At 52.7% G+C, this 26,554-nt stretch carries 15 protein-coding genes and 1 pseudogene; 2 read left to right on the top strand and 14 right to left on the bottom strand.

What is annotated here, in order from left to right; translation table 11 throughout:
* Window positions 1–169: 169 nt before the first annotated feature.
* Entirely contained in the window at window positions 170–313 is a 144-nt protein-coding gene (locus ACOZB4_RS00830) for a DUF6138 family protein (protein ID WP_379408980.1), read from the bottom strand.
* Window positions 314–417: 104 nt separating this feature from the next.
* Window positions 418–927 carry a PadR family transcriptional regulator gene (locus tag ACOZB4_RS00825; RefSeq protein ID WP_339273071.1) on the bottom strand — a complete coding sequence of 170 codons (510 nt, stop codon included), beginning with the start codon at window positions 925–927 and terminating at the stop codon, window positions 418–420.
* A 167-nt stretch (window positions 928–1,094) separates the two neighbouring features.
* Between ACOZB4_RS00825 and ACOZB4_RS00820 the strand changes: the two are divergent.
* Window positions 1,095–2,355, top strand: a pseudogene (locus ACOZB4_RS00820) (cytochrome P450).
* Window positions 2,356–2,477: 122 nt separating this feature from the next.
* On the opposite strand, the gene ACOZB4_RS00815 reads toward ACOZB4_RS00820, so the two are convergent.
* The 9 genes from ACOZB4_RS00815 to ACOZB4_RS00775 all read right to left on the bottom strand — a co-directional run bounded on the left by ACOZB4_RS00815 (window position 2,478) and on the right by ACOZB4_RS00775 (window position 19,713).
* Window positions 2,478–3,644: a glycoside hydrolase family 88 protein gene (locus ACOZB4_RS00815; RefSeq protein ID WP_379408986.1), complete on the bottom strand. Its 1,167-nt coding sequence runs from the start codon at window positions 3,642–3,644 to the stop codon at window positions 2,478–2,480.
* Window positions 3,645–3,688: 44 nt separating this feature from the next.
* Complete coding sequence (locus ACOZB4_RS00810) at window positions 3,689–7,945, bottom strand: glycoside hydrolase family 2 protein (protein ID WP_379408989.1); 4,257 nt, start codon at window positions 7,943–7,945, stop codon at window positions 3,689–3,691.
* Window positions 7,938–8,615, bottom strand: a complete 678-nt coding sequence (locus ACOZB4_RS00805; protein WP_379408991.1) for a hypothetical protein — start codon at window positions 8,613–8,615, stop codon at window positions 7,938–7,940. Before ACOZB4_RS00805 ends, ACOZB4_RS00810 begins: the two co-directional genes overlap by 8 nt.
* A gap of 115 nt (window positions 8,616–8,730) precedes the next feature.
* Window positions 8,731–12,504, bottom strand: a complete 3,774-nt coding sequence (locus ACOZB4_RS00800) for an Ig-like domain-containing protein (RefSeq protein ID WP_379408995.1) — start codon at window positions 12,502–12,504, stop codon at window positions 8,731–8,733.
* 130 nt (window positions 12,505–12,634) lie between these two features.
* On the bottom strand, window positions 12,635–14,161 hold the full coding sequence (locus ACOZB4_RS00795; protein ID WP_379408998.1) for an ABC transporter substrate-binding protein: 1,527 nt from the start codon (window positions 14,159–14,161) through the stop codon (window positions 12,635–12,637).
* Between the two features lie 37 nt (window positions 14,162–14,198).
* Window positions 14,199–15,083, bottom strand: a complete 885-nt coding sequence (locus ACOZB4_RS00790; protein WP_379409003.1) for a carbohydrate ABC transporter permease — start codon at window positions 15,081–15,083, stop codon at window positions 14,199–14,201.
* Between the two features lie 15 nt (window positions 15,084–15,098).
* Window positions 15,099–16,124 carry an ABC transporter permease gene (locus tag ACOZB4_RS00785; RefSeq protein WP_379409007.1) on the bottom strand — a complete coding sequence of 342 codons (1,026 nt, stop codon included), beginning with the start codon at window positions 16,122–16,124 and terminating at the stop codon, window positions 15,099–15,101.
* Window positions 16,125–16,425: 301 nt separating this feature from the next.
* Complete coding sequence (locus tag ACOZB4_RS00780) at window positions 16,426–18,735, bottom strand: helix-turn-helix transcriptional regulator (protein WP_379409010.1); 2,310 nt, start codon at window positions 18,733–18,735, stop codon at window positions 16,426–16,428.
* A 33-nt stretch (window positions 18,736–18,768) separates the two neighbouring features.
* Window positions 18,769–19,713: a helix-turn-helix transcriptional regulator gene (locus ACOZB4_RS00775; protein ID WP_379409015.1), complete on the bottom strand. Its 945-nt coding sequence runs from the start codon at window positions 19,711–19,713 to the stop codon at window positions 18,769–18,771.
* A 134-nt stretch (window positions 19,714–19,847) separates the two neighbouring features.
* Here ACOZB4_RS00775 and ACOZB4_RS00770 point away from each other — a divergent pair, with 134 nt between their 5' ends.
* Complete coding sequence (locus ACOZB4_RS00770) at window positions 19,848–21,833, top strand: beta-galactosidase trimerization domain-containing protein (protein ID WP_422759447.1); 1,986 nt, start codon at window positions 19,848–19,850, stop codon at window positions 21,831–21,833.
* Between the two features lie 286 nt (window positions 21,834–22,119).
* Here ACOZB4_RS00770 and ACOZB4_RS00765 read toward each other — a convergent pair whose 3' ends face one another.
* The 3 genes from ACOZB4_RS00765 to ACOZB4_RS00755 all read right to left on the bottom strand — a co-directional run bounded on the left by ACOZB4_RS00765 (window position 22,120) and on the right by ACOZB4_RS00755 (window position 26,512).
* A complete protein-coding gene (locus ACOZB4_RS00765; RefSeq protein WP_379409021.1) occupies window positions 22,120–24,324 on the bottom strand; it encodes a heavy metal translocating P-type ATPase in 2,205 nt (734 codons plus the stop codon).
* 288 nt (window positions 24,325–24,612) lie between these two features.
* The gene (locus tag ACOZB4_RS00760; protein ID WP_379409024.1) at window positions 24,613–25,635 is read right to left on the bottom strand and encodes a serine hydrolase domain-containing protein; all 1,023 of its coding nucleotides are present in this window, start codon (window positions 25,633–25,635) and stop codon (window positions 24,613–24,615) included.
* 52 nt (window positions 25,636–25,687) lie between these two features.
* A complete protein-coding gene (locus tag ACOZB4_RS00755; protein ID WP_379409027.1) occupies window positions 25,688–26,512 on the bottom strand; it encodes a MerR family transcriptional regulator in 825 nt (274 codons plus the stop codon).
* Window positions 26,513–26,554: the final 42 nt, after the last annotated feature.

Raw genomic sequence — 26,554 nt, 5'->3', positions numbered from 1 at the left:
TTTGTCCAGAATATACGGACGATTTGGAGATTTTTATGTGATGAAAGCAGTTGGTGATGACTTCTAACCCCAGAACTAATAAAAAAACGCCTTAAAAAGGCGGATACTCGTTAGTTCCTGGTCAACCGCGACGGGCTGCGTCAGCCAACGCGTTGAGCCATTGCGTCTGCTACCCTTCAACTTTGGCGGCTATCTTCTTCCATGCGGATTGAATCTTCAGCTTCATCGAATCTGTGCTGTGCAGCATACACTTGATTAAGGTTGGCATCGTTTCGGCACTAACGCCATGCCGCTCGGCAAAAGCAAGGTACAAAAAAGTAAAGAAGCCGCAAGATCACGGCTTCTTTACTTGCCCTATAACAATCGTCATGCTTGATGCCAAGTTCATCAAAGAACTGGTGGATGCTGTACTCACCATCAGGTTACGCTATGCATCAATTTATCAATCCACGTCAATTCTCCATTAACCTGGGAGATCGAATACTGCAGAACCTCGTCCCGGAATAACTCGTCTCCACCTTCATCCAGTCTTCTCTCGATATCGGACAGCAGCTCTTCCAAGTCCTTCTTTCTCCTATGTAATATTCGAATCCGGTCCTCCTGAGAAATACGCTCGAACAGGGACACTCTTACCATGAATTCGATTTGATGTTTTGCATCTTTTTCGGTGAATTCATTAATGAGGTTTGCGATTTTCCCCCTGCCTGCTTCTGTAATTTCATATATATACTGATTCGGTCTGCCTTCCTGCTCATTTCGATGTTTGCGTACAAACCCCTCATCCGTAAACTTTCGCAATGTCGGGTATAACATATTGTGATTGACGTCCATTAAATAACCGAGATCCTTTTGTATTTCTTTTTTTATTTCATAACCGTGTTTCGGGGATTTTTCGATTTGGATCAGAATGAGAAGTTCAAGATACATGATGGCTCAGGCCTTTCGTTAACGGATTTGGCAAAATCGCTGCATCGAAGCAGCACACCTCTAGAGTATATGTTCTACTAAAATCCGACAAGGCAGAATATAAACGGAACTTTGGACATGGGTCATTGGAAACTATGACCAGCTGTGATATTATGTTAAATTAACATATGGTATATTACACTAGCATTGGAGGGAATGTAATTGATATCATCTCTTTAGAGGAAATCACACAATTCCATTCACCGACTGAAGAATTCAATCCTTATGATTGGTACAAGCACAAATTGCAGCATGAGCCCATCGTTTATAACCAGGCAACCCATACATGGAACGTCTTCCGTTACAATGACGTAAAGAGGGTTCTCAAGGATCATGAATATTTCTCTAGTGCAAGAACTCGAACGACAATTAGCGTTGGCGCCGACAATGCCGAAGGTCAGAAGATGAGTAAAATCAACCTTCAATCCGACCCGCCGGAGCACCAAAAAAGTCGAGCATTGATTTCCGCCGCTTTTACCCCTCGCAGTTTAAAACTCTGGGAACCGCGCATTCAGGAGATTGCGGACCAGCTTTTGAACGAAATGGGAGATGCCGATGTCATTGATATCGTTCAAAATTACGCGAGTGCGCTGCCTACCATCGTCATAGCCGATCTGCTCGGCGTCCCTTCGGAAGACCGCTTGTTGTTTAAGGAATGGGTCAACCATTTATTCCTCCCCTTGCCCAAAGACCATTCGGAAGATATACAGGAACTGAAACGTCATGCAGCCAAGGAATATTACAACTATCTCTACCCCCATATCGTGCAAAAAAGAGCAAATCTATCTGACGATATCATCTCCGACCTCATTCAAGCCGAGGTGGATGGAGATCGATTATCGGATGACGAGATTGTCAGAACGACGATGTTCATCCTCGGTGCGGGTATTGAAACGACGACGCATCTGCTAGCCAATACGTTCTATTCCTTCTTAATATGATAACAACCAAATTTATGGCGAAATTCGGGACGATCGCGAGCTTCTTCCCAATGCCATAGAGGAAATGCTCCGCTATCGGTTTAACATTGCCAAAATGGACCGGACCGTAAAACAGGATAACAATATACTCGGCGTGGATTTGAAGCAGGGCGACGTCGTCGTCGCATGGATGAGCGCTGCCAATATGGATGAGGAGGTATTCGAGGATCCCTTCACTTTGAACATCCACCGAGCCAATAACAAAAAGCATTTAACTTTTGGTAACGGCGCACACTTCTGCCTGGGAGCCCCACTAGCACGACTTGAAGCAAACATTGCGATCAGCAGATTTATGGATTACTTCCCGCGAATGGAGCCGATGGCCGATTTTAAACTGGAGGATAACCTGAGTCCGTCTGCAGCAGGACAAATGTTGACGCAGCTTCCAATCCGCGTTCATCGATCATAATAGCCTATTAAAGTTCATATTCTTCAAGCAAAAAAGCCCTTCACACGCAAGGGCCCAAGCCGTATCAAGAACCCCTGTGCTTTACCTAGAAAGCACAGGGGTTCTCATTTTTTTAAGTCCAGCTATCTTTCGCTTACATACCAATAACCGGGACGCCCGTTGTTTAATCGGATGAGCGCTTCCAGAAAAAAATAGTCACCCCATATAACAAAATCATCCGGCGCGATCCCTCCCCTGACAAAATACGAACCATGCCGCAGAAAACCTTCTTCATCCGGATTACCGTCCGTAAAATAACCGTTAACCATCGAGACCATCGAACGCCGAACGGCATTTATGAAAAGTTCCCTGCGGGGATCATCGCCTGGCAGCTGATCCGCGATTTCCAGCATCCCGCATGCTGCAATGGCAGAGGCAGAGCTGTCCCTCGGCTTTAGCGCCGATGCCGGGACGTCGAAATCCCAATAGACGACATGGTCATCCGGAAGGTGGTCGATGTAATAACGCGCCATTCGAATGGCAGCGTCCAAATATTGCGGCTCTTGGAAATAACGGTAAGCCAGCGCGAATCCGTAAATGCCCCAAGCCTGCCCCCGCGACCACGTAGACCCATCCCTGTATCCTTGGTGCGTCCCGCCTCGCACGGAATCGCCAGATTCCAGATCAAAATAAAAAGTATGGTAGGAAGAGCCGTCTCCACGCACCAGGAATTTTAAGCTTTTGTCAGCGTGAATGCGTGCGACATCGGCATATACAGCATTTCCAGTCTGTTCGGTGGCCCAGCATAACAAGGGCAGATTCATCAGGCAGTCGATGATGATCCTGCCGCCGTTTTGGGGATCATGTTCAGGACCCCATGCCTGGATAAGCTGAAGCGAGGGCCTCCATCGTCTCATGAGCGCATCTGCGGCTTGCAGCGCCGTGTTCTTGGCAGTCTCGTCTCGTTCCACGAACCATTCCGCCAAAGCGGATAATGAATACAAAAAGCCGATATCATGATGCTCCAGCTTTTGGTTTTGCGCTAATCTCTCTTGAAACGAACGCACAGATCGGATAGCTGCCTCACGAAAGCAGGGATCCTTGCCGTACTCGTAACTCAGCCACAGAATGCCAGGCCAAAATCCCTCCGTCCAATCCGTATGATTCACCAGCTGATACTTGCCGTCCCCGTTTCCGACATGCGGAAACCGATGTTCAAACCGGGCGATATTCGCTTTCGTTGTGTGTAAGGTTCGTTCGATGACAGCGTTCCAGTCCATAATGTCCTCCCCATATCCATTTTGTTTCATCTGATCTGGCTCCATACCGGTATCGCTACCGTCTATACGTTCGACTATTTCGGTTCGACTTCATCCAGGGTCATACGGTATTCCAGATCCTTCATGTACGTCCCGTCCGCGTGCAGAAAGGTCATGCCGAAGGCAATATCCCCGCCGGTTCCGCGGACGATCGCGATCAGCCGGTTGAGTCCGCCCTTCAAGACAAGCTCGCGCTCCGGTTCACGCACATGCTCACCGTTCAGGTAAATGGCATACGGCACATTAGCATGAACTCGCAAACGTCCCTTGCGGACTGGCTTAGCTCCTCCTCCAGGTACCTGCACAAAACAGCTCATAAACCATGGATCATATCCGGTGCAGGCAATCCGCATCATTCCATCCTCGGATTGCCGCTCTTTTTTCTGCATCCAGCCGTATAGGCCTTCACCCAAATTGTTCAACGAAAATTCAGGATCGGTATAGTATGTCTTCATCGCCTCGTAATCCACATGAGTCGGGCAAGGCAGTACCATAACCGCTTCCACGGCCCATGTCCCGTCGTCTTTCTCGCTTACCAGCAAGCCATCATCAAAGACGGCACCCTGATTGGCGAGCAAACGGGTATAGAGTCTGAGTACCTTCTCATTGTTGGGGTCTAGCAGAAGCTGGGAGCACAGGATGGAGCCTGCCCCCGTCCTCTCTTGGACTAGAAACGCTCCGGAGGAACGGGCTTTCCTGCGGTTCAGTTCGACCAGGGCGAGACGGCTGTATTCGGATGTGTAACCATTCACAAAATAGTCCTTCCAAGCCGTTCCCTCGACGCTAACGCACAAAGCGTCCGTACCCTGCACCTCAAGCCGGTAGGCGGCATGCAAACGGTTCAAGGTATCCCGAGGGGACAGGAATACTTTGTCATAGCCGAACAGGTCGACCGGACTGAAGCCGCTTACGGCCTTGTTGGTGTAATCCACCGCTAGATGGTACGCCTCGTGAGGCTCCACGCGCACCGGCCGATCCAACAAGCGGGCTAGCGTGTCCTGCTGTTCACGCTCCGCAGGCAGGACAAGCACATGTCCGCCTGCTTCGGCATAGCGCCGGACGGCCTCGGCTGAGCCAGGAGCCGCAAGCAGGCTTGCTTCTGCTACGAGCAGGCCGAATGATTGCGCGAAGAATGCGGGAAGATCGCCCCGTCCATTTTCGTCATGGGTCGCACCCTCATTTATCAGCGCAGCTGCATCCAGCACCGTGTAGCGCAGGTACAGCCGGTCGAGGAACGCAGCCGCTTCCCCGCCGGGACGGACCAGCGCCCCCACCAGCCGCACAGTCGCACCGTCAGCGATTTCGTTGCGACCGGTGTAAGCCAGCAGGTTGCGCAGCAGCAGGCAGGCTTGCGGAACGCGCCCAAGATTAGCCATCAGCTCCAACTGATTGGCCACAAACATGCCGCTTCCGCTCCGGTACTCCAAGAGCGGCGACCATAAATCCCCACCGTCGCCGAAATCCCCAGCGCTGCACTCCAGCAGCAGGGTGAAATCGCCTTGGAGCGGCTTTTCGAATGCGGCGTAAATGATAGGCAGCGGGCCCTCTTCGCGAAGCTCCTCGTGCCAGAACATTAGATCCGAGTCGCTTAAACCCTTAAGCACCGGATGTTGGTAATCGCCGGCATGGGCCCGAAGAAACGGTCTCCGCGACAGCCTGAGCCGGCCGCCTAGCGACAACCCGCACTGCTCCAGCATCAGCAGGCGACCGCCGCGTGCGACGAAGCCTTTTAACTCCGCCTCCAACCCGCCATCCGGGTCCTCTGCCTTACTGCCGATGATAAGCAAATGATCGCATGACAGCAGAGCAAGCCTATCCCGGGCTACCCGCTTGCAGTCGGGAACAAGATTTCGGATCTTGAAGTAATCTGTTTCAGATCCCCAGTAAGCTGTCGGGCGCCCAACTTCAACCGGATGGCGAAGGAGGCTTCCCGACACAAGCCGGTATTCCTTCCGAAGCTCATGCATAATCCGATCGCCATGGAACAGCACTGCCGTCAGCACTATTATTCCTTCAGTCTCAACGTGGATCGGAGTCCACGACATCGCAATGGTTTTCTGCTCGGTCGGCTCCTGTCGGAATATGAAACTGCGTTCATGAACGATCGTTTCCCCTTGCCTAATCACGCACTCGATCCGAACATCCTGTGCGGACAACGTGTCGTTGAAGACGTCAAAGCTGCGGGTGATGGTTGCGTCGTCGTAGAAACAGTGGTTGTATTCGGCCGCGAACATCGTGACCGGCTTAAACGCCTCCGCCATGGTGGCAAAAGCCGGATTAGGAACATACATCGGATCATCAGGCAGCAGGTCGTTATTGATCGTAAGCGAATAGGCTGGTATCACCTTGGGCTTCACCCCGGGCAGGCCTGGTTCGGACGGTGGGACAGCGACGTCGTTCTCCGGCATCGACCTCATGAAATAATGAGCAAAATTGAACGTAGCTATGCCCGAGACGCCTTGCCGCCGCGCATACTCTACGAATAAGCGTTCCTTCTGCGCCAGCCCGGCCGTGCTTTCGTCCGTACTGCGATATGCCTGCAGCCCCGCATACATGCTGGCGTTTTGAGGGCATATGTACCACCAGCCACCGTGTTCACCGAAGGTCAATGGGACCGAACGGTCCCATTGAGCGATGGTGCCGTCAATATTGTAATGGCGGCTTTCCACCTCCGTATGGGCTTTGGACACCAGTCGGTTGTCTCCTTCGGCGACGATCGGACGAGTGGCGTCCAGTTCCCGGATCGCCTCCATAAGGCCGGGAATATGCACCTTATAGCCGTCCCGGCCGTCCACCCAGCGCATTTCGTTCTGCAGGCTCCACATGATGACGGAAGGATGATTCTTGTCACGCTTAACGAGCCGCTGTACATGCTTGCGGCAGTTGTCCAAGTAATCGGGATGGTCGGCGAGCATGGATTTGCCCGATCCGTATATCGCTGTTTCGTCGATGATCAGCATGCCCTCTTCGTTGGCGATTCGGACATAATCCTCCGGATAAGGCTCAGCATGCAGCCGGATGCTGTTGATTCCGACGGAGCGGCACATCCGGTACCAGTTCCGGATGTACGCTTCCGTCTGCTGCAGTCCGCCTTGAAAATGCCACGAATCGCCGCGCAAACGGATCGGGATGCCATTCAACATGAATTGCGGACCTTCGCACCAAAATTCACGGAAACCAAACACTTCCTCGTGACGGTCTAGCACCTGCTCACCTTCTATAAGCTCAAGCTCCGCCATATACAAATACGGCGTATCGGGATCCCATAGGATGGCATCGCTCCACTCCAAATTAAAGGAAGCACGGTAGACCGTCTCGCCGGGTATGTTTTCGCACAGTCTAATCTTCATCACATCCACCGGATCGATGCGCTGTGCCGTCTGCTCTGCCTGTAGGACAGGCACGGACCGCCCTCCATCTCCGAATCGCAGCCCGCCGCCTTCCCCTTTCTCCGCAGAAAATCCCTCCGTTTCGATTCCAAGCTTTTGGCTTCGCAATGACTTCTTTTCATTAGCCGCATACCGGTTGTTGCTACTGCTTATCGAATCTGCATTTTCCCTCGTATCTGACTTTTCTTCCCCTTGCCTTAGCACGCCAATCTCTCGCACGCTCAACCTGACGTGAAGGGGACCGTGATCCCCTCCTATTTCCGCCGCCCCAGCGGTGACGTCCAGTTCAAGCCGCCCTCTCCGAACGGAGGTGCGGATGGTTACATCCTCTATAGACAGGACCGGATAGCTTTCCAGGTAAACGTCCTGCCATATTCCCCGGGCAACATTTCCGAACCAGGAGCCCATCAGCCCGGTCACCTTCTCCACGCCGTTTGCCAACGTTACTTTGTCGAAGCTGCCGCATACGACATGGAGATGATGCTCATGCCCCTGCTTGGCCCGAGGCGTGATATCGAGACGCAGCGGTAGGTAGCCATCTTCCCATACGGCGACTTCTTCTCCATCAAGAAAAATGACGGCCTTTTGCATGATGCCGTCCATCCGCAGCACGATCCGCTCCCCCGACATGGATTCGGGAATATGAAAACTTCTATGCAATACGCCCGCTTCTGCACCGTCCCATTCTTTCGGATAGCCGTAGAGATCCATCGGGGCATACCCATGCTCGCGAATTTCGCCGAACGATTTGCCGTTGGCCTGTTCGTAGGACGCTCTCCAGCTGGAAGGGACTTGGATTTGCTGGGGCTCGTAGACAATTTCATCCGGAAGCCGGCGGCACTGAGGCTGACCATACAGCGGCATGAAATCCCAGTCCCCGTTCAGGCATAATCGGTTACGCATGGTTTGTTCCCTGCCTTTCGATGAAAGAACGTGCCTCAAGGACAAGCTTCAGCTCTCGCCAAATCTCCTGACAGTCTGGCGCACCCTCCCACTTCATGAAATGCGGCTCCATCACCGCTGCCCAATCGTCCGGACGGAGCGTTGTTTTCAACTTTCCTTCATAGGGGGCTGACTCAAGTGTGGCAGGGAGCTCTGAGTAAAAAAAGAGCAGATTCTCATGCATGCCGATGATGCCGAATTTATCTCCATCGCCCGGCCGTTCTTCCTGGTACTGGTAATGATAGTACACGTAGCTTGAGACCTCTTCGGGCTTTAGCCGGGCAATCCTTCCATACGGCACGCTGTGATCATTCGTCCGTACCCAATGCTGCTCCGAAACGGGCGCTTGATAATGAAAAATGTCGGCCATCGACGCCCATCTGCGTCCCGGATCTCCTCCCGGCCAAACGGCCAGCCATGCCTCAGCTCGCGGCAGCAAACTTTCCGGAAGCACCTTCTCCCCGAGACATTCATAATAAAGAAACAACCGGCTTCCGTCTGTAAACAAGCTTAATCGGGCCACGCGTTCCCGTTCCATCGCCGTGTGGATCTCTTGTGAAACACTTTCGCCCCGTAACAGTGTAAGGGCATCTTCCTCGATTCCTTCGCCCCTAAATAGACATCGCTGCATGATGAACCTCCCATCGTGAATTTTGATGCTCCTGGAGATCAAAATCCGTATCCGTTTTATTTGCCGATCGTAAAAGACGCTCCCTCCATTTACCGGGAGGAAGCGCCTCATTTCCTTAAGGCACCACCGTGAAACGGATGTTGTCAAACAGCATGTAGTCGAATCCGCTCACGTAGAAGCCGACTTTGCCGGATGGCCGGTGATTCGGATCGGTACCGGCAAGCCTCAGCTCGCCGTCCACATAAATGGAGACGTCCCCGTCCTTTACGCTAATCTTGACTGTATATTCCGTTTCCGGCTGCAGGTCTCGATTCGGCAAGACGGACTCGGCGATCTTCTGCCAGGCCGTGTCGTAGAGAATCCAGGCGGATGTCCCATCCACGCGAGTCCGATAGCCGATTCGGGTAGAGCCGCTGGCATCCTGCCGATCAAAGACGTACATTGTACCGTCGTCCGGCATGACGGCCGGGGTCTTCAGCGTGAACTCCAGCTCATACGATTCGAAGACACGGTCCAGCAGACCTGTTGCCCTGTTCAAAATTTTGTAGCGGCGATTACCGTCCGGATCGGCCGCGATGCTGCGGTTCGGGTCTACCGGCCAGCCGTTGCTGCCCGATTCGAAGTCGGTCTCGTGCATGATGTTCGAAACGCTCACGGCGATATCCGCTTTGATGAGCGGGTTGACCACGGACACGGCTGTGATAACTGTCTGGCCTTCATAAACGGCGTTAACAACGCCTGTAGCGCTCACCTCAGCCACGGTCGGATCGGCGGAATGCCAAGTAACGCCGGTATCCGGGGTATCCGCGGGATCGAACGTCACCTGCAGCTGATGCTGCTCGCCGGCGGCAAGCCGTATTTCGCGCTCGGACGGTATGATGCCGGCCAGCTCCGTGCTCAGTGCCTTGAACCGGATGTCGTCAAACAGCATGTGGCTGACGTTGTTGACGTAGAATCCGACCTTGCCTGCCGCGTTATGGCCGGGATCGGCGGCCTTCAGGCGGAAATGGCCGTCCACGTACACGCTGATATCGCCGCCCTTGACCCGCATCTTGATCTCGTATTCCGTATTCGGCTGCAGGTCATGTCCTGGGAGTTTCTCTTCATGCAGCACGGTCCAGGCTGCGTTATACAGCAGCCAGGAGGAAGAGCCGTCCGGACGTGTTTTGTAGCCGACGCGGGTCGAGCCGCTGCCCGCCTGGCGATCGAACACGTACAGCGTTGCATTTTCTCCGATCGACTCAGGCGTCTTCAGTTTGAAGGTCAGCTCATAATCGGTGAAGGTTTTGTCGCTGAGAGCGGTAGCGCCGTTCAGTATTTTATACCAGCGGTTGTCGCCTTCTTTTGCGATGCTGCGGTTCGCGTCCTGCGGCCAGCCGTTTGCACCTGACTCGAAATCGGTGAAATCCATGACCCCGTCTCCGGCTTCGACTGTGACGTCCACCATTGCCGTGAGCTGCGGATTCTCCGCCGATGCCACCGTGATGACCGTCTGGCCCACCTCCTGACCCGTGACGTTACCGTTATTGTCAACCGTGGCGATGCCGGGATCGGCCGACGTGAAGACCAGCTTCGGATTCTCCGCGTTCCATGGGAGGACCGCCGTGCGCAGCTTTACCGTTTTCCACCGATCCACCGTGATTTCGTTGTCGTAGACCACAACGCTTTGCACCGGGTAGCTGTCCGGGCTGCTCGTGGTACCTGCTTTCCCGTTAATGCCGATCTCGTGAAATGGGACATCAGGGAAGCCGGGGATGGCCTGAAATACTTCAGCATCCGGACGCAGCGACAGATCGCCTCCTGCCAAATCGACGAACCCGGGATCCTCGTCGGTTACCCAGTTATCGGCGTATTGGACAAGATTGAATTTGTCGTACGCCCCCTGCTCGTTCGTTGTCGTGCTGCGTGGAAGCGTCGGATTGTAGACAACGTTGCCGTGAAACGTATTCGTATCCGGATAATAACGATTTTCCGTGAAAAAGTTCGCCAGCTCCGGATATTTGGCCAGGTACGGCGTGCCGACGAAGTCGTTGTTGGCCTCGAACAGCGCCTCCCACTTCGGCATGTAATTCAGCGGAACTTGATCGTCCGGCTCATCGCCTAGAAACAAATCCGCGTAGTCATATGGAACCTTGCTGTCCACAAAGATATTGTTGCGGGCCAAAATATGCGCGCCCCCGTTGTTTTTGATTGCTGAATTCCCCATACGATAGAAGATATTCTCATCGATCTGAAGCCCCATCGTGAAATTATCAGGATAGACCCCTTCAACGCCGGGTTTGCTTTCTCCGATGTTGTGGAAGTAATTGCGACGGATAATGGTGCCGCGCTGCTGGGGAGTTTCGCCCGCATTCATGTAGATGGCGCCGAGATCCGAGAAGGTCTTGCATACGTCGTAAATATCGTTGTACTCCACGAGATGATCGTTGCCGAAGATCAGCACGCCGGGATGGGGAGCATCGTGCAGCTCGTTATGCGACATGCGGTTACCCACCCCGGACAAGAGAACACCGGGATTGTAGGCCTTATGATAATAAGCAAAATCATGAATGTGCGAGTTCTCCACCGCATTGTTGCCCGGCGCGAGCGTCGTCTTATCGCCTCCGGTAAGCGTGACGGCGGTACCCCCGATATGGTGGATGTGGGTAAATTCGATCTTATGGTCCGTTCCCGGAACTCCGGTAAAATCGTTGTAATGGAAGCGGCTCTGAGTGTTGACCAGCACGCCGCTATTAGTGAAATTGCGGATTTCGCTATTTAGGACACGCATATGGCTGCCGCCCATAAAGACGACCGCTGAATCGCGCCCGTTCTCCAGGATCAGCTCCGAGAATTCGTTATAAGATGCGTCCAGCGCATTGATCATCGGCGTCTTCAGCATCGTCACTTCGATGGATGGATTCGCGGTCATGAATTCGGCATTCGGCAGAAAATAGAGCTTTCCGGCCTGGCGGTCGATGTAATACTCGCCGGGCATATCGATCTCCTCCAGCAGGTTTTGAGCGAAATGGAAATCCGGGTACCAGTTCTTGAAAATGCCGCTCATTTCTCCATACCGGAGCGTAATGCTCTTGGCCTGGGTGTCGATGGAAGCGATCTTGTTGTAGGACCATTCCCAGCTGTAGCCGAAAATGCCATCCAGCCAGATGTCGTCCGCCTGCGTCCAGTATTGCGGTCTGTCATACGTGTAGGTAAAGGTCCCGCCTCTCGTATGAACCTCCCCGTTCGGATCTTTCCGCGTCGGTCCCGGATCGAGGATTTCGTCCATTTGAACGGTTCCCTCGTTCGGCCAGCGGGCCAGCGTCATGCCTTCCCCGCCCACGTACAACTCCATCGGCGGTACCTTGCTCAAATCGTTGGCCAGATAATAACCATGCCGGCTCATTTCGCCGTAATCGGTAATGCCGAGGGCAGCCAGATCGGCTACCAGCACTTCGTTTCGTGCCTCTTCGCTGATAATGCGGTTCAGTACGGCAGAATCGGTTACCGGAACGAATGCGGATTTCTCCAACTTCTTAGAACCGGACAAGATAACCGTTTCACCTGGATAGGCCGTATAGGTAACCGGCTTACCCGCTTCCCCCGAATCCTGCAAACCCAGCTCGAAGCTGGTTGCCCGCTCATACCGGCCTTCCCGAAGATAGACCGTGACGCCGCCCCGAGGCAGTCCCTTCTTCGCTTTCAACGCCCGAATGGCGTCTCGCGCTTTTTCCAACGTTCGAAACGGTTTGTTGATCGTCCCTTTGTTCGAGTCATTTCCGTCTAAGGCCACGTAATAAGCCGTCCCGTGCGGATTTCCATAAGCCGACGCCGTCTCGGCGGCCGGCAGAAATGGATACAGCGCGAACAACAGGCTTGCCGCCAGCGCCGCAAGCACAAGCTTCTTCATAAATCGCTCCCCTTCCTCCAGCGTGGAATCCGGTCAGCTTTGCCTACGCAGTGCGCAGTGTCGTCAAAGCCCACCCAGGCAGCAGGTTTCTCCCGTTTCGTCTCCATCCGTCTACAAGCCTACGGCCCGATTATTTTAAGCCCTTCTCTTTTAGAAATTGCTCGAACTGACGCGTCACCTCCTCGACGTATTTATCTTCGCCCGCCTCCTTCAGCTTGCCGTAAAGAACCGGCCAGGTTTCCTCAAAATCAAGCGTTCCGGTCACGAGTCCGCGTTTGTACTCGCCCCATACGGCGTTCAGGTTGGCGATTTCCGTGCTGACTGGCTCGGAATTGAACTTGAATGCGCCGACCGGATTGATTTCGGAGCTCGTGTTGATTTTTTTCGTTTCCTCCCAGATATTTTCGGGTTGCCCTTCCTTCAGGTAGGAATTGAATACGCTGCCGAACACCCAATCCATGTTCGGACGATACCTGGAATCCGGCATCGCTTTGATATAATCGCCGCTCAGTTTCTCGTAATGCACTCCCTCTAAACCGTTGATCAACAAATTGTAGAGCTCCTTGTCGGTGTTGATCAGATTGAGCAGCATCAGGGCCCGTTCCGGATTCGGGGAAGTTCGGCTGATCGACTGGTTGGTTGTTGCTGAATAGCCGTTGGAGAACCAATCGCTGAGCGGAATGATGATGACATCGTTGCCGCCGTTCTTCGGCTTGACCTCCGCCTCGACCCCCGGCTTCAGCGTGACGTCGAACTCGACCGCGATCTGGCCTTTGGATTGGTAGTCGGTCATTTTTTCCGTAGCCGCGTCCTTGTGGATGTACCCGGCTTTATACCATTTGCTGGCCAGTCTGAAATTGTCCAGCTCCTCTTCGGGGTAGCGATGAAGCGTATAGGACGGGTCATCGGTCTTGATGTAGAAATGATCGTCAAGCCCCGGAACGACCCAGTATTGATCGTCATGCGCCTGCGGGTTGACAAACGAGCCGCCGAACAGTCCGATCGGGATGATGCCCGGCTCGTTCTGCTTGATTTGCTCAAGGAACGGCTCGATATCCGCTATCGTTTTGATCGTGGTAGGGTCCAAGCCGTATTTGTCGGCAAACCGCTTCTGCACGATGAAGCCGTATCTCGAACCATTGATCTGCTGGTTCGGAATGCCGTAAATTTCCCCGTCCACCGAGAGGCCATCCCACATCACCTGAGGGACATCCGTCTTTAGCTGCGGCGCGTACTCATCCAAGAGCCCGTTCAGCGGCTGAATGGCTCCTTTCCGTACAAGCTCTTCCGGTTTCAGCATGTAACCGGTCCAGAGAATGTCGAATTTCTCGCCTGCCGCCAGTACGGTATTCATCTTCTGCACGTAATCCCCGATTGCGACGGGCATCAGCTTGACCGTGGCGTTCAGCTTCTCCTTCACGATTTTGTTGATCTCCTCTTCGACCTTCTTCTGGTCCGGCTGCAGCTGCAGCAGCGGATAATACCAAGTCAACTCGACGGGATCAAGCTTGCTCGATCCGCCTGTATCCGGTGACGCCCCTTGCGTGTCCGGCGTTCCGCTATTCGTCTCGCCGTTTCCGCCGCTGCCCCCGCAGCCGGCAAGAGTGGACATCGCGATCAAGACGATCGCCAAAAGTCCTAGCAGTCTTTTTTTCATACCATGACCTCCTGAATGTTTAATTGGTTGTTGTATGTTAACCCTTGAGGGAGCCAACCGTAAGCCCTTTCACGAAAAATCGCTGGAAGAATGGAAAGATGATCAGCATCGGCCCACCCGCAAGCACCGCGATTGCCATTCTTGCCGAATTGTTTGGAAAACTGGATAAATCAACACCCAGTTGCTGCGCAAATTCCGAATTGGAAGTAATGAACTCAATGCTGCCAAGCGTCCGCACGAGCAGCAGCTGCAAGGGGACCTTGTTCGGATCGTCGATGTACAGCATGGCATTGAACCATTCGTTCCAATACGTAAACGAGATTAGCAAGCCAAGCGTAGCCAAAGCCGGTGTAGACAGTGGTAATATGATCCTGAAAAATATCCGCAGCTCCCTCGCCCCGTCAATTTTGGCGGATTCCACGATTTCGAGCGGAATTTTGGACATGAATCCTTTCATGACCATAATGTTGAATGGCGAGAGCAGCACCGGCAGGATGAGTGCCAGTAAGCTGTCTTTCAAATGCAGGTACTGCGTGATGAGGATATAGGAAGGAACGAGTCCTCCGCTGAACAGCATCGTGAAAAATACGTAGAATGTTGTTGCCCGGTTGTAGCGGTAATCCGGCCTTGAGATGACGTACGCGGTCATCGCGGTGAGCAGCAATCCTGCCAGCGCTCCGATGACGGTCACCGTAATCGTAACCCCGTAAGCCCGCAGCAGAATGTCAGGAGCATCCAGAAGGTAGCGATACGCCTCCAGACTGAATGATTCGGGCAGAAACTGATACCCGTTGTCGGATAGCGACGCTTCATCCGTCAACGACACGGCGACGACGAGCAGAAACGGCAGGACGACCGCCAGCGAGAGCAGGATGAACAGCAGATGGATCAACAGTTTTGGTAGTTCGAACTTCTTAGGCATCGGATGTCCTCCTTCTTACCACAGGGAATGCTCGGGATTGATTTTGCGCACGACCCCGTTCGCCACCAGTACCAAGACGAAGCCGACAACCGACTGGTAAAAGCCCGTAGCCGCCGACATGCTGACGTTGCCGATTTCGCGGAGCGCACGGTATACGTACGTATCGATAATATCCGTGGAGCCGTACAGAAAGCCGGAGTTGTTCGGAATGAAATAATGCAGTCCGAAATCGCCGCGGAACATGTTGCCGATGGACAAAATCAGCAGAATAATGACCAGCGGAGCCAGCAGCGGAACTGTAATTTTCATCGCCATCTGCCATTTCGTCGCTCCGTCGATCCGCGCTGCCTCGTAATACTCGCTGTTAATGCCGAGTATGCCAGCAAAATAGATGAGCGTATTAAATCCGACCGCCTTCCATAAATGAACAAGGATGAGAATGGCTGGCCATGCCTCGGCCGTCTGGTACCAACTGACCGGCTCCATCCCGAACATCTGTAAGGTGCGGTTGATGAACCCGTCGGAATGGTTCAGGAAGGCATAGGCGACGTATCCGACCAACACCCATGATAAAAAATGGGGCAAGAACAGCGCAGTCTGATAAAATTTGCTCCATTTCGCCCTGAGTTCGTTCATTAGGATCGCCAGTAGCAGCGCTGCAGCGGTGGTAGCTACAATGTAAGCGGCATTGTACAGCACCGTATTGCGCGTGATCCGCCAAGCCGTATCGGTCGAGAACAAGTAACGGAAGTTTTCCAGTCCAACCCATTCGCTGCCGAATATACCAAGATCGTAGCGGTAATGCTTGAAGGCAATGATCAATCCCACTAACGGGATATAGGCAAAAATCAGCTTGTACAGAATTCCGGGCAGTGATAGCAGAAACAGCTCCCGGTTGTTACGAAAATGGCGAAGCTCTCTGCGAAGCGCCGATTTTTTTTGGCGTGCGCCGGCAGGTCCAGGATTCGGTCCCAATTCGGGTCCCGAACGGTTAGCCGGGTCTGCATCAAGAGAACCCGATAGTGTTACCTTCTTCAACATAGCGAAAGCCCCTTCCTTTTCTTATGCACTCCTCGCCTGCATCCCAGGCTTTGCATGATTAACGATAGCTCAAACTCGGGGCTCTGCGTTACTGTACAATTTCAGGATTGCTGTACGGGCAGGCTGTAAGGATTTCGGAATGCTGTACAGCCGGCTGTATAGAAGCAGGATTACTGTACCTGGGTCAATCGGAACCAGCGCAACTCAAAAAAGCCACCGAATCACCACTTCATAACCACGGCATGCCAAAGACCCGCAAACGGTAAATTTCATCTGCGGGTCTTATGAAACATTTCTAATTTTAGGTACTGCGGTCGATGGCTGATTTCAGACGGTACTCTTTCGGTGTCGCTCCGTAGCGGCGCTTGAACAGCCGATAGAAATAGCTTTCATTGCCGAAGCCCACCTTCTCCATGATTTCGGCCACGGTCAAATGCTGCTGCTCCAGATACTGCTGGGCTCGGGCAAGTCGAGTCGCATTGATCTGGTCGACCACCGTTGTCCCTTCCTGTGCTTTGAACACTTGGCCCAAATAGACGGCGCTCCTCTTCAGCATTTCGGCGATCTTCTGGACGTTCAGGTCCGGGTCGGCGTAATGCTTCTCGATCATTTCTTTGACCGTGTCCACAAGCAGCCGGTTTTTGTCCTCCCTTCCGCTCCTGCGCTGCTGGAATACATCGCGCACGACGTCCAGGAGCACGCCCTCGATCTCATCCAGCGTCTCTTTTTCGAGAATGCGCCGATTGATAGCCTGCAGATTAACCGATACCGGATTCAGATTATTGTTATTCATCTCGCCCAGCGTATGGCTCAGTGTCATGGTCAAATGCAGCAGCGCCGAGAACATGTTATCGAAGCTGAACTCGCCCAGGAGTCCTCTCCAGCTTCGAATCGCTTGCTCTGTCTCCTCCGAGTCTCCGCTTTTCAACCCCTCCGTCAGCCGGCGCTCCAGCTCTTTCGGAATGGTAAGCGACTCGTTCCCCTCGTTACGGCGGATCATGTCAGGCTGGATCACGGCCCCCTTGCCGAAAATCATGCGATAGTTGGAATGACGCATCGCCAGATTGTAATGTTTCGTTAGCCTGCGGTAATCTTCGAACGCATCGCTAAGCGTTATGGTGAACGTAACTCGATAAAAGCGGAGTATGGTCTCCTGAAGCTCCCGGAACCGTTCATCCAGCATCTCGAGGTAACTGGGATTGCCGCTGGCGATAAAGACAAGATGGCCGCTCTTCATGTCCGCGGCTTCGCACGAACCGCCACGTTGCAGCAGCTCTTGGCCGATGTTCGCGATAGCAAAGTAATACAGGGCCTCCGTCTGGGAATCCGGCTGCAGGAGAAGGCTCTGCAGATCGTCAAGCTGTACAACCGCAAGCCGGAGCGGCGATGGATGCGTTATATCAATCGCATACTGCTCCTTAATCCGTAGAAATGCATCTTCGTCCATACTATCGCTGAGGCTAATCAGGCTCCGCAAATGATAAACCTTGGCGATATTCCATTGCGTCGCCCGTTCCTGCTCCAAGCCTTTGAGTTTGCCTATCATCTCCGTCACATTCTCCGCGATGAGGGACAACTCATCTTTTGCCCTGCTATCACCGCGCCCGTCATGGGGAACCAGCATAAGCAGACGGCCTACCGGTTTATACAGCCTCAGCGAGATTAATACGGACAAGAGCAAGGCCAGCAGGGCAACGGACAGCGTCACGGCCATTTCGGTCCATCTCATCTGGCGTACGCTGCCCAGCACGTCATCGTAATCCTGCAGGCTGATGATCTGCCAGTTGTTCAAGCCTTTGTTCAAATAGGTTACCTTATAATCCTTCTCTCCTTGTTTATGGATGAAAGAGTCCGGTGCATTGTCCGTCGAGCCCATTCGTCCCAGTAAATCCTTCTTGATGTCAAGCCCGGGCGGCAGCTTGCGCTCGCCTGCCATTAGCACCTGTCCATCGCCGTCGGTGACGAACAGGACGTCGTTTTCCCGTTCGGCCACTCGATTAAGCGCTTTCACATTGTCGAGCATCCAGCCTGGCTTCACTGTCAAAATGAGGGCGTTCCGGTTAACGGAACCGAGGGTCGGCCCGTCATAAATGAAAAAAGCGAATACGTCGATGCCCTCATTCTCCCCGTCAAGATCGAGCGGAATGAGCTGCAGCTTCGGCAGATCGGCTCGGGAAGCCATATAATCTTCAAGCGCACCGTACAGGGCGCGCGTGTCCATATCATGGCTCAGCGACGAGAAAAAACGGTTCTGCTTGCCGTTGTAAAAAACGGCGGCGTGCAAGTACGGCGAAGCGGCTACCGTCCGGTTCAAACGTTCGATTTTCAGAATGCTCTGCTTATAATCCGCCCCGGACTTCAGCGCGATCAGCTCTTCGTCATTGTACAACGACACCGCCAAATCCTTCACGATCCCGTTCATGTTCTCGATATTGTAGTTGATTTGGGTGAGCAGCTTGCGATCGGCTTCGTGTTGGAGGCTCAGGACTTTATCACGGGCAGCGGCGTTCAGGAAGAGGGAGGCGATGGCGAGCATGGCGACGACGAGCATAAAGCTCAGGATAATCCGCTGCAAATATTTGCGAGAGCGGAGGGTTTGCAGCAACTTCATGGGACCACTCTCCTGCAAAGTTAGGTGGCTTTACTATAATCCTGCGGGTTTTTCGTTGTCAATCGGCATTTTCGAAAAAATAACCGTCCCTTCCCCCGCTTCTTCCTTCATCTGCCGCAGCATCTGCCGATACGCGCCGGGCGTCATGCCAAGCTTGGCGGTAAACAAGCGTGTCATGTAGTTCGAATCGCGGATTCCCACCCTTTCAGCGATCTCGGAAATGCCAAGCACCGTGCCGCCGAGGAGTTTTTTTGCTTCCTCCAGGCGCAGATGAAGTACGTACTGTAGCGGCGTTTTGCCGATATGCTTCTTCATGCATCTCGCGATATAACTCGCCTGGAAATGCAGCTTCTCCTCCAATGACGCCCGTTCAAACGGCTCCCTCCAGTGTTCGTTTAAAAAAGCAGCGGCGGCTTGTGCCAGTCGGATGGAAGGCTCCGGTTCGATCATCCGTGCGCAGTCTGCCTGCAGCGCGGCAAACAGCTCGGTCAGCAAAAGATGAAGCTGGAGCGCATTCTCCCCGTTCAGTATGTTGTGGGTATCGTTCAATCCGCGCAGCATCGGCTCCACGGTTTGCACCTCGACGGATGCGAACTTCGGCAAGTACATGCGCTGCTGCGAGGATGGCTCAACGTCTTCGACCGTGCCCTTGGACAGCAGGTTCGACCAGGGAATATCCTCCCGCCGAATGTGCACTGCAGGATGCCCATGGACGAAATGCACCCAATAAATCTCCGTATGCTCCAAGCATGCACGATGCCCGAAATGCCGGAGTCCCGCTTCCAGCACGAGCAGCTTTCCGGCACAGACTTCATATTCGGTCTGTTCTTCCGTCATATAAAGCGTTCCCCTAGTTACCAGCAGCAGGTCGTAGACGCCGAAGGTGCGGGCGAAATGCCGGTCTCCCGGCTTCCAGACGGCATGTCCGGCCGTTACGAATTGCGGCAGCGGCGGAATGGCGAATTCTAAGCACAGCACGGCGGTTCTCTCCTTTTCGCAAGTCCATTTTGTGCTAATCAAAGTCTATAATATCACTGGTTACCCGCGTATAAAAGAGGTACATTCAACAAAAGAAACCGTTCTCATCAGGCGGCAAAGGAGGCTGTTCACACATGCGATTTCGTCAGGTTCATCTCGACTTTCATACATCCGAGGCCATCCCGGGCATCGGAAGCCAGTTTTCAAAAAACCAGTTTCAGAACATGCTGCGAGCCGGGCATGTCGATTCCATTACCGTTTTTTCTAAATGTCATCACGGCTGGGCTTACCACCCGAGCAAAGCCAATGAAACGCACCCGCATCTTTCGTTCGATCTGCTAGGTGAAATGATTGCAGCCGCCCACGAAATCGGCGTCAAAACGCCTGTGTACCTGTCCGCCGGCCTTGACGAAAAGCTGGCGCGTCGCCATCCCGAATGGCTGATCCGAGATGCGGAAGATCGTACGCGATGGGCCAAAGATTTCATGACGCCCGGGTACCATGAGTTTTGCTTCAACACGCCTTACCTGGACCTCTTGCTGGCTCAAATCCGCGAGGTTGTTTCCCGCTATGATGCGGACGGCATTTTCCTTGATATCGTCGGAATCCGAAAATGTCATTGCCAGCATTGCGTGGCAGCGCTGCGATCAGCCGGCCAAGATCCTCGGGATGCAGCGGCCATTGCCGCCTTGGGCGAGGCGACCTACCTGAACTATGCCCGCCGCGTACGGGAAACGGTGGACGAGATCAAGCCCGGTCTGCCGGTCTTTCATAACAGCGGGCATCAACGTCGCGGCCGCCGCGACCTCGCCCATGTCAACAGCCATTTGGAGCTGGAATCCCTGCCAACCGGGGGCTGGGGCTACGATCATTTTCCGCTCTCAGCGCGCTACGCGCAGACGCTGGGCATGGATTTTCTCGGCATGACGGGCAAATTCCACACCTCTTGGGGTGAATTCGGCGGGTATAAGCATCCGAACGCGCTGCGATTCGAAACGGCGCTCAGCCTCGCGCACGGCGCCAAGTGCTCGATCGGCGACCAGCTTCACCCATCAGGTCTGATGGATGAAGCGACCTACGCCTTGATCGGCACCGCCTACGCGGAGGTGGAAGCAAAGGAGCCATGGTGCAGCGAGACGACATCCGTGGCGGACATTGCCGTCTTGTCGCTGGAGGCTGCTTGGGAGGCTTGTCCGGAAGCGCGGAAATCAGAAGACCGGAACAATCTGGCGGATGCCGGAGCGGTGCGCATCCTGACCGAAGGGCATTACTTGTACGACATCGTGGATGCCGATGCGGATTTCGGTCGTTACAAGGTGCTGATATTGCCGGACGAGGTGCCGGTATGGCCGGCATTGGGAGAAGCCATCCGCGCATTTACCGCAAGCGGCGGCAAGGTTCTGGCCACGGGCCGCTCGGGTTTGGATCCAGCCGGCAACGTGTTTGCGCTCGATCTTGGACTGAACTGGAAAGGCGCCAGCCCTTACCACCCATCATATTTCCGTCCGAACTTTACTCCAGGCTCCCTTCTGCCCGCTTCGTTTGTCATGTACGGCGAGGGACAGCAGGTTGAATTGAATGGCGGCCAGGCGCTTGGCAGTCGGGAAAATCCGTATTTCAACCGGGACGTATTCACGTTCTGCTCGCATCAGCACACGCCAAGCGCTGGAGAAGACGACGGCCCGGGCATGATTGAAAGCACAAACGGTATCTACATCGCTTGGAATGTGTTCGGCGACTATGCGGACAACGGCCATCTCATTCTGAAAGAGATGGTATTGCACGCGATTGACCGGCTCCTGCCGCAGCCTACTCTGCACTGCGATTTGCCTGCACGGGGCATAGCGACGCTGCAGTATCAGACTGTGGAAAATCGCTATATTCATCATCTCCTGTATGCTTCCCCCGTAATGAAGGGCCGCGTGGAGGTCATCGAGGACATCGTTCCGCTGCAGAATATATCCGCCAGCTTGCGTCTCCCATCTGCCGCTTCGATCAAGCGGGTCTACCTGGCCCCCTCGATGGAGGATCTTCCATATCAGATTCGTAACCAAGGCGAAATCAGCTATACGGTTCCTTATTTGGATAATCACCAGATGGTTGTGCTGGAGTTGGCGTAGATATTCTGCTTGCTACATCGGAGCGATGGCAAACTAACTCTGCATTGAGAAATAGCCGCATTCCTTGGACTGCGGCATTTTCATATTTTATCATTTAGAGCTCGGTTCGCATGTGCTCTTTTTTTACGATTCTGGATAAACCTATTGAATTGGCTTATGAAGTTAAAAGAAAAAAAGCCGCGATTACGCGACTTTGTTGATCGATATCATTCCTTCTGCTTTTACATGGATCGAAATAATACAATTCATCCTCGTGAATGTGACCATAGCGTCACGGTTTATTCATTCAACCATTCACGGTTATGCGGTTCTTATCTAATCTCTGCACCTTAAGCTGCAATCTAAGCGCATTCGCAACAACAAGCACGGAGCTTGCCGCCATGCCGATGCAAGCGATGCGTGGATCCAAATAACCACATGCAGCCAATGGCACGGTAATGGCGTTATACAGTAGAGCAAATAGCAAATTCTGATGAACATTCCGCATCGTTTGGCGGCTCCATGTATACGCATCGATTATGTTGAAAAGCTTGTTTCCGATCAGCACGATGTCGCCGGCCTGTTTAGCCGCATCCGCTCCCCCGCCCATCGCCATGCCGACATCTGCCACAGCCAGCGCAGCTGCATCGTTTATGCCATCGCCAATCATGGCAACGGAACGTCCTTGATGTTGAAGCTCGCGAATGAACGCCAGCTTGTCTTCAGGAAGCATGCCTGCACGCATCTGATCGATCCCTGCCGCGGCCGCCACCGCCACAGCGGCCTGTTCCTCATCTCCGGTTACCATCCACACATCGGCTCTGCGCTTTAACTCCTGTACAATCTTCCGGGCATCTTTTCTTAGCTTGTCAATCAATACAAGCGATCCGATGCACTTCCCGTTCACGGCGACATAAAGCCTTGTAAAGCCAGGTTGATCTGGTGGAATTTCCAGTTGTATGCCCTGCTCAAGCAGCCATTTCCGATTTCCCACGCATATGTGCTCTCCTTTGACATAGCCTTCCATCCCTTTCCCAACCCGCTCTTGGAATTTTTGTGCTTCCAAAAGTGGGGAATGTTTGTCTTGGGCGGCTCGTACGATGGCTTGTGCTAACGGGTGAGTGGACCGAGAAGCCAGCGCTGCCGACATGGATAGCGCGTAGGCAGCGTTGCTGCCGTTCGCAGTGTGAATCGCTTCGAGTTGAGGTCTTCCTTCCGTCAACGTGCCTGTCTTATCCAACAATACAACATCGGTTCTACGCAACCCCTCTAGAGACCGGCCGTCTTTGAATAGAACGCCTCTTTGGGCAGACGATCCGGTTGCGATCAGGATGGATACCGGCGTAGCCAAACCAAGCGCACAGGGACAGGCGATCAGTAAAACAGACAGCGCGTGGCGCATCGCCGTTTCGGATGCCTCGGGAGCCTGGGAAAACCAGAACCATCCCGCATAAGTAAGTGCAGCACAACCGATCATCACTGGAACAAATATCCCCGCTATACGGTCAACGGCTAACTGAATGGCCGGTTTCCCCTGTTGTGCAGACTCGATAAGCCCAATCATTTGAGATAGACGGGTTTCTCCATGATTCTTATCAACCACGATGTCCAAACGTCCGACCAGACAACGCGTTCCGGCGTAAACTCGATCCCTCATGCCTTTGGCCACCGCTGTGCTTTCACCTGTCAGCATAGATTCATCGGCATCCGCCGATCCCGACTGAACAAAGCCGTCAATGGAAATCCATTCTCCATGGTTCACTCGGATCCGGTCCCCGATCTGCACTTGATCCGCAGAAATCCATTCTTCCCCATGACTGCGGACGACTCGAACCCGTTTAACCTGAAGCTCATATAATGCACTAAGTTGTTTCAACGCTCTACCCTTGGCCATGGTCTCAAGCCACTTGCCCAGGAGTACCGCTGTCATCACCATCGCAATCGTATCAAAATAAAGCGTTGGATGCGCTAGACTGTGCCTGGATTCAAACATGACATAGTGGCTGTAGAAATAAGCCACCGAAGTGCTTAACGCAACAAGGGTATCCATGTTTGCTGTACGATGGATCATAGCCTGGTAAGCTCCGTAATAGAAAGGAAATCCGACGCCAAACTGAAGCAACGTAGCGAGCACCCATTGAAATACAGGCTCCATCAGCAAATCCGGCGTCCATTGTGCAGACCAATCGGCAACATGGGCCATCATCGCCCATAGGAGTGGGACTGATAAACCAGCGGCGATGATGAACCGAATGCGATAAGCCCCCGTCTCCGCCTCGATCCCTGCCTGCGGATGCGACAGCCTGTCGATCGCTCCATAGCCAAGCTTTTCGATTTTCTCCAAGATCGTGTCTAATCCAATCTGCGCCGGTTCATAATGAATCGTGGCTTGAGACAAGGCGAGGCTGACACGGGCAGATTGAACGCCTTCCACTTTCCGAAGAACTTTTTCGATCCGGGCTGCACAAGCTGTGCAAGTCATGCCCGTCACATGGATTTGATGCAGCTTCACAACGGTTCCTCCCCACTCTCTGCTTATTTCTGCTTTCGCTTGTCCATACATTGTATGAAAATACACGTAACATCAGAATGGTTAAGAAGAGCCATCTATCGCGGTTTTTGCCTTCAGTAATCATAAAAGCTCCGTAGCGGAGAGGACGAATCGATTCCGGACAAGCGACAGCGATGGGAGGAACGATTCGTACATGGAGCGTCTTCTAACAGCAAGAAGGGGGCCTTCCGTAAGATCTAAGATCTTTTAGAACAGCCCCTTCATACGCGTAGATATTCTTGATTATATTTAGTCGAAGATCGCCGGGATGATGTGTTCTTTAATTAGAGTCCATCGATCCTGAGGATTGACGGTAAATGCCGATGCAATGGCGACAACCAAGTCTTTTTGGGGAATGCAGCAAATGATATTGCCGCCATCGCCTACTGCCGAGAATGCAGATACCCCATCCTCGTCCCGCAGCCACCACAGATATCCATAATGGTTAGAATTCATTGCCGTTGATTGGTCAATCCATGCCCCCGATATAATCGGTTGATTGTCCCATGTGCCGCAGTTCAGATAAAGAAAGCCAAAACGAGCCATATCTCGAGGACTTAACGTAAGCCCCCACCCTCCAGTAGAGTTACCGGCCGGGTCTTTGACCCATCCCCTGACGTCTTTTCCGAATAAATCATCAAATCCGAATGAGCTCATGTCATAATCTGGAATTTCGTTCATGCCGATTGGTTTAAACAAGTGTTCGTTAGCAAACGCGCGGGCGCTTGTTCCCGTGCTCCGAGTTATGATCGCTGAAAGGAGATGCACCCCTGCAGTAGAATACTTAAATGCTCCCAGGCTTCCACCGATGCCCAGCATATCCAGCGTATAATGTACCCAATCTGATTGCATGCACAGTTTGTCCAAGGGTTCGTGCCAGTCCTCAAATGGATAAGGAGCGGTCATCGTGAGAAGATGGCGTATCGTAATTTCTTGTTTTAGTCGATGGGCAGTCTCTTGTTCATATTCAGGAAAAAAATCCAGCACCTTCTGATCTACATGTTGAATATAACCTGCATCTATAGCAATGCCTATAAGTGCGGAAATGATACTTTTCGTAACCGATGCAACGTGGTGCCTATCCTCCGGACCATATCCATGATCATATTTTTCATACACGATAGCTCCATTTCTAACCATGACAATACCATTCATTTCGGGATATTCGGTTTTGATCAATGAATCCAGCCCAGATAGCTTGTCAGCGTCCATTCCCATGGTCGCCGGGGCTAGGGTATGCCACGCTGTTGTCGGCCAGTAGTTTCTTTTCATTATAAATACCTCGCAGAATTCGTTATTCAAGCCGTATGGTATACGTACATCCTTATTTCTTCGCCACGGGAAAATACACCTCGGTAACCATTTCCTCGGCAGTCAAGGCCTGATACGGGTCGGTTACATAGACTTCATAGGGTGATTGAGTCAATGCATATCCTTCATTCTCTACCCATTCTCTCAGCTTGGCATATACCGATGTCAAATTAGAATAAGCCCCCTTTAAAACAGATCTCGCACAAAGGCCCCCGCACAAATCTCTCGTTCCCTTTACAGCCTCCTTGATCGGGAGAGCAAACTCTGTGTCATTGCCTGCAGGATTAAATTCCGGGCTGTGATATATCGTCATGGGCGTTCCAACCAAGGTGAGTTTCTCCCTAGCAATCTTTTCATATAACCTGCTGTAATACCTGCCGTATCCTACAGCATAGTCATCACTGCTCATCATCTGACGCATGTAAAGTATATTCATAGACCCCGTTTCAACAAGCTGTACTTCAATATCATCCAGGTATGACATCAGGTGTATACCCTGCTCCAGATTCAAGATATCCTGGTTCATTTGCTTTAGGGTATATTCATATGCGTTTAACTTCTCATGAATTTCCCGACGTTTGCGATTAAGGGCTAGGCGAAGCTTCTCTTCGGATTGATCCGCTTCACCTTCTAGAATCTCTTTGATTTCTTCAAGCGAAAAATGATAGGACTTCAAACGGTTGATATAGAGCATTGTCTTTAATTGACTGATGGAATAATAGCGATAACCGTTTTCCAGATTGATCTGATCCGGATGAATTAACCCGATTTCATCGTAATATCGAAGCGTCTTTGTAGATACTTCGCATATTTTGGAGAATTCTCCGATCGACAGCAAAGGTGCACCTCTTTTCTGGTTTCGGATCTTGGTTCAAGATCA

The organism is Paenibacillus sp. NPDC058898 (assembly GCF_049316025.1).
Taxonomy (GTDB): Bacteria; Bacillota; Bacilli; order Paenibacillales; family Paenibacillaceae; genus Paenibacillus_AQ.
The sequence above is the reverse complement of the archived record's forward strand: the minus strand, read 5'-3'. Positions and strand labels throughout refer to the sequence as shown.

What these genes read in the sequence shown, in the direction of transcription:
- ACOZB4_RS00785 (WP_379409007.1), bottom strand. Translation starts at nt 16,124, where the DNA reads ATGTTGAAGAAGGTAACACTATCGGGTTCTCTTGATGCAGACCCGGCT.
- ACOZB4_RS00825 (WP_339273071.1), bottom strand. Translation starts at nt 927, where the DNA reads ATGTATCTTGAACTTCTCATTCTGATCCAAATCGAAAAATCCCCGAAA.
- ACOZB4_RS00805 (WP_379408991.1), bottom strand. Translation starts at nt 8,615, where the DNA reads ATGCAGCGATGTCTATTTAGGGGCGAAGGAATCGAGGAAGATGCCCTT.
- ACOZB4_RS00815 (WP_379408986.1), bottom strand. Translation starts at nt 3,644, where the DNA reads ATGAAACAAAATGGATATGGGGAGGACATTATGGACTGGAACGCTGTC.
- ACOZB4_RS00810 (WP_379408989.1), bottom strand. Translation starts at nt 7,945, where the DNA reads ATGCGTAACCGATTATGCCTGAACGGGGACTGGGATTTCATGCCGCTG.
- ACOZB4_RS00790 (WP_379409003.1), bottom strand. Translation starts at nt 15,083, where the DNA reads ATGCCTAAGAAGTTCGAACTACCAAAACTGTTGATCCATCTGCTGTTC.
- ACOZB4_RS00800 (WP_379408995.1), bottom strand. Translation starts at nt 12,504, where the DNA reads ATGAAGAAGCTTGTGCTTGCGGCGCTGGCGGCAAGCCTGTTGTTCGCG.
- ACOZB4_RS00795 (WP_379408998.1), bottom strand. Translation starts at nt 14,161, where the DNA reads ATGAAAAAAAGACTGCTAGGACTTTTGGCGATCGTCTTGATCGCGATG.
- ACOZB4_RS00780 (WP_379409010.1), bottom strand. Translation starts at nt 18,735, where the DNA reads ATGAAGTTGCTGCAAACCCTCCGCTCTCGCAAATATTTGCAGCGGATT.
- ACOZB4_RS00770 (WP_422759447.1), top strand. Translation starts at nt 19,848, where the DNA reads ATGCGATTTCGTCAGGTTCATCTCGACTTTCATACATCCGAGGCCATC.
- ACOZB4_RS00760 (WP_379409024.1), bottom strand. Translation starts at nt 25,635, where the DNA reads ATGAAAAGAAACTACTGGCCGACAACAGCGTGGCATACCCTAGCCCCG.